The following is a 7,800-nucleotide window of genomic DNA, read 5'->3' on the forward strand; positions in this document are numbered from 1 at the left end:
CCTATGCCTTCGAGGTTCATGCCGGCTTCTACGGCGCCATGGGTGTGGCGGCGCGCTACCCCTTCTGGGACCGCGCGGTCGCCGAATTCTGTCTCGGCCTGCCGGCCAGCGAGAAATTGTCGCGCGGCTGGTCGCGGCTGGTGCTGCGACGGGCGATGGCAGGCGTGGTGCCTGCGAGCGTGCTGGCCCGGCGCGACAAGCTCGACTTCACCGTCCACCTCGCGCGCGGGCTGGTGCGGCATCACCACGAGCAGGTGATGGACCTTGTCGCCAGCGCCGCGAGCCCGCTTGCCCCCCATGTCGACCTTGCGCTCGCCTCCAGCCTCTATGCGAAGATCGCCGCCGATCCCGATGCCGCATCGGGCCGCGCAGTGCAGATGATCTGGCGCGCGGTATCGCTGGGGATCTGGCTCGAGAGCGGCTGCCTCGCGGCGCAGCGCGAGCGCGAGGTTGCGGCATGAGCGAGCCACGCACGGCGCCCTGCAGCTACAGCGCCTTCGGTCTCACTATCTCGAGCGACCTTTTCCTCCCCGAACTGCGTGCGACAGAACCAGCAGGCGCGCCCGATCTCGTCATCCGCTGCGTCGATACGGGGCGCGCCTTTCCCGAACCGGAGGAAGACGGCACCTTCCATTTCGGCGACGATGCCTGCTTCCTGCTCTACCCGCAAATCGGCGCCTTCCGCATCGCCGCGCCCTCGCTGATCGAGGTCGAACCGCGCCCCGGGGTCGATCCGGCGCTCATTGCCTTCCCGCTGCTCGGGCCGGTGATGGCGCTGCTGCTGCAGATGCGCGGCGCCTTCCTGCTCCACGGCAGCGCGCTGGCCGCGGCGGAGGGCGGCCGCGCCTTTGCCTTCCTTGGTGATAAGGGTGCGGGCAAATCGACCACCGCGGCGGCCTTCCTTCGCGCAGGCTACGGGCTGCTGACCGACGATATCATCGCGATCGAAGGGCTGGCGCATGGCCCCGGCCGGATCGCGCCCGCCTTCCCGCAAGTCAAGCTCGCGCCTGCCGCCTCGGCCGCGCTCGCCGGAGCCGATCTCGCTGCACGCCCCGAGGTGCCATTGGTGCGGGACAAGCGCCGCTTTCTGGTGGGCTCAGGCTTTGCCGGAATGGCGCTGGTGCCGGGCAACTTCTACCTCCTCGCCCGCGGCCCCGCACTGGCGCTGCGCCTTCTCACGCCCACAGAGCGCATGAAAGCCTTCATGCGCTTCTCCTACGGCACCCGCTTCGGCCCTGCAGCGATCACCCCGCGCTTCGCTGCGGCCCATGCGATGGGTTGCACAGCACTCGCCAGCCAGGCGCGCGCGGCCATCCTGACCGTGCCAGAGGACCTCGCGGCGCTGGATGCGCTGGTCGATTTCGTTTCCGCCGATCTTGCCGAGAGTCCCGAGGGCGCACTGCGCACGAGCGCCCCCTGCCTCGCCGCCGCAACGGTGCACGAGCCATGACGGAACGCGGCGGGATTGCCGAATTCGTGCGCTTTGTCGCCGCCGCCAGCGGCCCGCGCTTTGCCATTGCGCTCGCCCTGCTGGTGCTCGGCGGGCTGACCGAGGGCGTCTCGATACTGCTCGTCATCCCGCTTCTCTCGCTGGCGTCGGGGGATGCGGCTGCGGGGCTGCCGCTGCCGGACTTGGTGCCGGGCGGGCTGACGCTCAGCCTACCGCTCGCGCTGGCCGGGCTGGTCGCGCTGGTGGCGCTGCACGGCCTGTTCACGCGGGCCAAGAACATCTACCTCGCCGACCTCCTGTTCACCCTCCTCAATCGCCTGCGACTCGATCTGTTCGCCAGCATCGGCGCCTTGCGCTGGGATGCGCTTGCGCGCCGCCGTCCGGCCGATCTCCACCACCTGCTGACCGGCGATGTCGAGCGCGTCTACACCGCCGCGATGGCGGTAATGATGCTGCTCCAGACGGCGATCCTGCTGACAATCTACCTCGTGGTCGCATGGATCATCTCGCCGGTGATGATGCTGGTCGCAGGCGGGATGGGGCTGGCGATCCTCGCGCTGCTGGCCCCCTTGCGGGCCCGCGCGAGCGCCTTCGGGCGCGAGCGAACCGCCAACAAGCGCGACCAGTACCGCACCGTCTCGGAATATCTGGGCGGGCTCAAGACAGCCAAGATCCACGGAGCGGAAGGCGCTTACCGCGCGCGGCTGGCGGCCAATCTCGACAAGGTGCATGCCGAGGCGGTGGGCTATATGCGCCTAACCTCACTGGGGGCTATCCTCGCCCAGCTGGTGAGCGCGCTGGCGGTGGCGGGGCTGGTCTACGCGGGCGTTGTCCTGATCGGCATGGCGCTGCCGCAGCTGGTCGCCTTCCTCCTCCTCCTGATGCGCATCGCCCCGCGCTTCACCGCCTTGCAGACGAACCTCCAGCAGCTCCTCGCAGAGGTCACCGTGTTCGGCGAGATCCAGCGTTTCCGCGCCGAGTGCGCCGCCGAGGCCGAGCCGCCGCCTCCCCCGCAGCTCGCCCTGCCGCCCCGCCTTGCCGAGGCGATCCGCGTCACCGGCGTGCGCTATGCCTATGCCGGCGGCGATGCGCGGCCGGCGATCGAGAACCTCGATCTCGTCATCCCCGCCCGCCGCATCACCGCGCTGGTCGGCCCATCGGGGAGCGGCAAGAGCACCACCGCCGATCTGGTATGCGGGCTGCTGAGCCCGCAGTCGGGCACGATCCACATCGACGCCAGCCCCCTTACCCCCGAGACCGCGCGGCTGTGGCGCCGCGCCATTGCCTACGTCCCGCAGGAGCATTTTCTCGTCCCCGGCACCATCGCCGCCAACTTGCGCCTTGCGCGGAGCGAGGCCAACGAGGCCGAGTTATGGACAGCTCTGGAGGGCGCGGGCGCGGCGGAATTCGTCAGCGCGCTGCCCGAGGGGCTCGCCACCGTGCTCGGCGAGAACGGCAGCCGCCTCTCCGGCGGCCAGCGCCAGCGCATCGCGCTCGCCCGCGCGCTGGTGATGCAGCCGCAGCTGCTGGTGCTCGACGAGGCGACCAGCGCGCTCGACTGGGAGAGCCAGGCCGCTTTCGCCCGCACCATCGCCGCCCTGCGCGGCCGCACCACCGTGCTGGTGATCGCCCACCGCCTGTCGATGGTCGCCGCCGCCGATCATGTCATCGCGCTCAATGCCGGGCGCGTGGTCGAAGTCGGCGGTTTTGCCGATCTGTCGCGTGGGCACGGCCCGGTCGCGCGTCTGGTCGCCGCCGAGCGCAGCGAGCTGCCAGCCCAACCTTAACCCATGTAGATGCGTGCGCGGCGGCGGAAGGCGAGGCGGGTGTCAACCAGGAGGGGATCCCATGCGCCGCACCATTATCGACCCGGGCACTGTTTCGCGCCTCGTCAGCCTTGCCGCCCTGCTCCTCGCGGGCACGGCCGCCCACGCCCAGAGCGCCGCGAACACCGCGTCGGACACCGCCCCGGCACCGGTGCCCCCACCGCCCCCGCCCACGCTCACGCCCTTGCAGCGCACACCCGAGGAATACGAACCCGTCGGCGGGCGGATCGGCAGCTTCTTTATATATCCCACCGTGGAAGCGCGGATCGCGTATGACGACAACATCCTCGCCCTTCCCGACGACGGCGAGGGCGATGTCGAGCTCACGCTGAGGGGCGCCGTGCGCCTCGCCTCGCGCTGGCAGCGCCACCGTCTCGAGGCCGACGCCTATATCCAGCAGAACTTTCACGGCGAGTTCAGCACCGAGGACGTGATGGAGGGCGGCGCCCGGGCGCAAGGGCGGCTCGACATCAGCCGCGACACTTCCGCGCGGCTGGTCGCCTCGCTCGACTCGCTCGCCGAGGACCGCGCCAACATTACCAGCGCCGGCCAGGCGCGCCGCCCGACGCGCTTCCGCCGCGCCGACACGCTGTTCAGCCTCGCACACCAGATGGGCCGCCTCCAACTGATCGGCGACGCGCAGGCGGTGGTGCTCGATTTCGACGATGCCGAGAACCGCGACGGCACCATCGTCGAGCAGGATTTCCGGGATTCGGTCTATCTGCGCGGCGCGCTGACCGCGTCGCTCGAGGTCTCGCCGCGGGTCTCGGCGCTGGTGCGCGGGCAAGTCGACCGCCTCACTTACTCGGGCAACCCGGCCATCCCCGACCCCTTCGACCGCGACACCACCGGCTATGCGCTGGAGGCGGGTGCCAAGCTCGAACTCTCGAGCCTGCTGTTCGGCGAGATCCGCGTCGGCGTCCTCCACCGCGCGGTCGACGATCCGGCGGCGGAGGGCCTCACCGGCCTATCCTTCGGCGCGAACCTCACCTGGGCAGTGACCCCGCTCACCGCGCTGCGCCTGTTCGCCGACCGTCAGGTCGAGGAAGGCGGCTCGCAGCTGGTCAGCGGCAATATCCGCAGCCAGGCGCGGATCGAGGTCGAGCACGAATTGCTGCGCAACGTGATCCTCGAAGCGCGCGGCGGCTTTGCGCGGATCGAGACCATCGGCCAGATCGACACCTCGGCCGACGAATACACGCTGATGGCGGGCGCGACGTGGAAGCTCAACCGCACCCTGCGCCTGTTCGCCCGCGCTGACCGCTTCCAGCGCTTTGCCGACGACGCCTTCTTCCGCGAGTTCACCCGCAACCGGATGAGCGTGGGGGTCAGGCTGGCGTTCTAGGAAGCGTCGCGACCGCGTGCATGATGGTGAGTTCGATTGCGACGAACAGGCAGGCGGACCACAGGAAGCCCACCTCCTCTCCGATCATGCCGGCCAGCAGCACCAGCGGGGGCCACCCGCAAAGCAGCACCGCGCGCAGCCAGAGCACGGCGGGCGATCCGCAGCGGCGGCCGAACAGGCCCCACTCGGGATCGCGGAACCTGATGCTTCGTCCGGGCCAGGGAGCATCGCCCTGCATCTCGCGGTTGATCGTTTCGATACCGCGCCCGTTGGTCCGGCTCAGCAACATCCGGACAAACAGCACCGTCCCCGCCCCGCCGACGATCCATGTGACGGGGACCACCGCCGGGCGCAGGGCTGCGAATGCGAGGCTGGCAAGAGCGAAAACACCTCCCGAAGCGGCAATCACAAAGCAGGCGGCGCGCAAGTGACGGTCCATCGTCGGCGACATTATCAGCTCGGCGTTCGGGCACAAACAGGTTTGGCCGAAGGCGCAGAGCCTTAGTCGACGTAGTAGCCGGCAAACTTGTCCCTGTAGGAATAGACGTCCTGCTGCCCCGTGCTGCCATATTGGCGCACGTCGACGCGGGTCAGCGCCACCCCCGCCAGTGCCGCGTCAGCCGCCAGCAGCAGGTCGGCGGCGGTCTCGGCGGCCTTGATCGAGGTGTCGCGCCAGCGTGCGAGCATCAGCGTGCAGTCCGCTCCGGCGGCGATCAGCCGCGTCTCGGCCACACCCAGCACCGGCGCCGTATCGATCACCGCCACCTCGAACTGCAGCGCCAGCTCGGCGAGCATCTCGGTGAGCGGCACGGTAACGAACAGCTCGCGCCCGCCTGCCTCTTCACGGCGCGAGCCGAGCACCGCCAGCCCCGTCGCTTCCTCCACCGCCAACGCGCGGGCGAGCGGTGTCTCGCGGCGCAGGTATTCGCCGAAACCGTCCCAGCCTTCGGGCAGGAGCGCGGTGCTGACCGCATGGCGGCGCGCGTCGCAATCGACGAGTACAGTGCGCACCCCCGCATCCGCGAGCATTCGTGCAAGGCAGATCGCGGTGGTCGACTTGCCCTCGCGCGGGAGGGCGGAAGTCACCGCGATGCTGCGCGGCGCGCCTCCCGGCTGGAGCAGCAGCGCATTCTTCAAGGCGCGCACGCTCTCGGTGAACTGCGACTGCGGGTGTTCGAGCAGGTAGTCCTGCGGCACCTCGCCCTTCGCCCGGCGGGTGGTGCTGGAAAGCTCGGGCACGGCGCCGAGATAGGCGAGCCCGAGACGCTTCTCGACATCGGCGCGGGTGCGGATGCGCGCGTCGAGGTATTCCGCCGCCGCAATCGCTCCGAAGCCGAGGATCAGCGCCAGCGTCACGGCCGCTGCCGCCGCCAGCGGATAGCTCGGCGAGGAGGGCAGCACCGGCACGCGCGCCAGAGTCTCGATCGATGCGTCGGGGCGAATCAGCCCGGACTGCGCTTCGACATCCTGCGCCCGGGCTAGGAAGGTGTCGTAGATCTGCCGCGCGGCCTTGGCATCGCGTTCGAGCTGGAGGTAGCCCGCCTGCGCTGCGCTGTTCGCCGCTAGCGAGCCGCGCGCGCGGCCCTGGCTCCCCTCAAGCGAGACGACCCGCGAGCGAGCAGCCTGCACGTCGGCCTCGAGCGAGGCCAGCACCCGGTTGATCTGCTGCTCGATCTGCTGGCGGATATCGACCAGTTCGCCCTGCGCGCGGCGCAGTTCGGGATGCTGCGGCCCCAAGCGCTCGCCGAGCCGCGCGACTTCGCCGGTCAGTTCGGCCTCGCGGGCGCGCAGCTGCGAGATGGTGGCCGAGTTGAGCGCCGCGGGCACGTCCGCCCCGCCGCCGCTGCGCCCGCCGACACGGGTCCGCGCAGCGGCCAGCTGGCCTTCCTTCTCGGCCAGAGCGGCGCGCGCGGCCGAAATCTCCTGATTGAGCACCGAGACTTCCTGCTCGGCCATCGTCGCGCCCTCGGCGCTCATCAGCCCGTTGCGGATCATGTAGCTCTGGAGCGCGGAATCGGCCTCGGCGGCGTTGCGGCGCAGCTCGACAAGGCGGGTCTGCAGGAACTCCTGCGCGCCTTCCGAGGTGCTCGATTTCATCTCCTGCTGCTGGGCGAGATACTGGCGCGCATATTCATTGGCGAGCGCGGCGGCGAGCTTGGGGCTTTCCGCTGTCGCGGTGATGTCGATGAGGTAGGTGAGCCCGGAGCGCCGGATGTCCATGCGCGCCAGCACTGCCCCTGCAAGCGGGTGGGTGCCGGGCTCCGGCGCCCCCACCCCTGCCGCGTCGGCCGACCGAGCAGCAGAAGAGGCGCGGGCGAATTCGGGCCACGTCTCGAGCTTCAGCGCCTCGGCCACCCGGCCTGCGAGCCGGCGCGAGGAGAGAATCTCGACCTCGGTGTCGATCACGTTGGTTTCGCTTTCCCGCTTCGGGGCGACCGGATCGCTGGTCAGCACTTCGGGCTGGCTGAGCTCGATCAGAACGCTGGCCGAGGCGGAGTAGAGCTCCGGGCGGCTCAGGGTGTAGGCGGCGACCAGCCCGATCACAGCGGCGACGACCGCGAGGAACAGCCACAGGCGGCGGCGGAAGACGAGCCACAGCAGGCCGGGATCGGGGAGGAAGGGCGCGGCTCCACCGCCGCCGCCACCGCCGCTCCCGCCATTCCCGCCATTCCCGCTCGCTCCACCGCCCGCGGTGCCGCCTCCACCGCCGCCATCCTGCGCGCGCTGCAACAGAGGCAGATCGGCGCGCGGGGCGGCGCGGGTCGGGGCTTGGGGATCGACGGTTTCGTGAACCAGGCGGTCTGCTCTCGTCGCCAAGGGCGTCTCCTGTCCGGTGCCGGGCACACTGCCGGGCTATCCGTGCGATCGAGTGCCCGTGCTCGGCCCGCGCGGCTATAACCTGTTTTGCCATCCCGTCTTGGTGCCGGTCCTACCCGCGTGCGCCAAAGGCCCCGGCGTGCCCGCCACCCGGGGAAGGAGGACCACGCATCATGCCGAGCCGGATCGCCTATCTCGTCCACGACCTCGGCGATGCCGCCGTCGCCCGGCGCGTGAAGGGCTTGCAGGCGGGCGGCGCCGAAGTGATGCTGGCAGGGTTCCACCGCCGCGCTGCGCTGTCCAGCCTTGCCGGTGCGCCTGCGCTGCCGCTCGGGCGAAGCCATGACGGGCGGCTCGCAGGC

General features: G+C 70.4%; 6 protein-coding genes and 1 pseudogene. 5 read left to right on the forward strand and 2 right to left on the reverse strand.

Annotated elements, in window-relative coordinates:
* From NBV68_RS15500 to NBV68_RS15515, 4 genes are all read left to right on the forward strand, one after another.
* On the forward strand, positions 1-461 hold a 461-nt coding region (locus tag NBV68_RS15500; protein WP_296311402.1), incomplete at its 5' end, for an asparagine synthase-related protein.
* A complete protein-coding gene (locus tag NBV68_RS15505) occupies positions 458-1,450 on the forward strand; it encodes a serine kinase (protein ID WP_296311404.1) in 993 nt (330 codons plus the stop codon). The genes NBV68_RS15500 and NBV68_RS15505, both read left to right, overlap by 4 nt.
* Positions 1,447-3,237: an ABC transporter ATP-binding protein gene (locus NBV68_RS15510; protein ID WP_296311406.1), complete on the forward strand. Its 1,791-nt coding sequence runs from the start codon at positions 1,447-1,449 to the stop codon at positions 3,235-3,237. Before NBV68_RS15505 ends, NBV68_RS15510 begins: the two co-directional genes overlap by 4 nt.
* Positions 3,238-3,298: 61 nt before the next feature.
* Positions 3,299-4,621, forward strand: a complete 1,323-nt coding sequence (locus NBV68_RS15515; RefSeq protein ID WP_296311409.1) for an outer membrane beta-barrel protein — start codon at positions 3,299-3,301, stop codon at positions 4,619-4,621.
* On the opposite strand, the gene NBV68_RS15520 is transcribed toward NBV68_RS15515, so the two are convergent.
* Together NBV68_RS15520 and NBV68_RS15525 are read right to left on the reverse strand one after the other, a co-directional pair.
* Positions 4,605-5,060: a hypothetical protein gene (locus NBV68_RS15520; RefSeq protein WP_296311411.1), complete on the reverse strand. Its 456-nt coding sequence runs from the start codon at positions 5,058-5,060 to the stop codon at positions 4,605-4,607. The genes NBV68_RS15515 and NBV68_RS15520 overlap by 17 nt on opposite strands.
* 62 nt (positions 5,061-5,122) lie before the next feature.
* Positions 5,123-7,438, reverse strand: a complete 2,316-nt coding sequence (locus tag NBV68_RS15525; protein ID WP_296311413.1) for a polysaccharide biosynthesis tyrosine autokinase — start codon at positions 7,436-7,438, stop codon at positions 5,123-5,125.
* Positions 7,439-7,611: 173 nt separating this feature from the next.
* Between NBV68_RS15525 and NBV68_RS15530 the strand changes: the two are divergent.
* A pseudogene (locus tag NBV68_RS15530) lies at positions 7,612-7,800 on the forward strand (hypothetical protein); the annotation flags it as partial.

The organism is Erythrobacter sp. (genome assembly GCF_023653175.1).
Taxonomy (GTDB): domain Bacteria; phylum Pseudomonadota; class Alphaproteobacteria; order Sphingomonadales; family Sphingomonadaceae; genus Erythrobacter.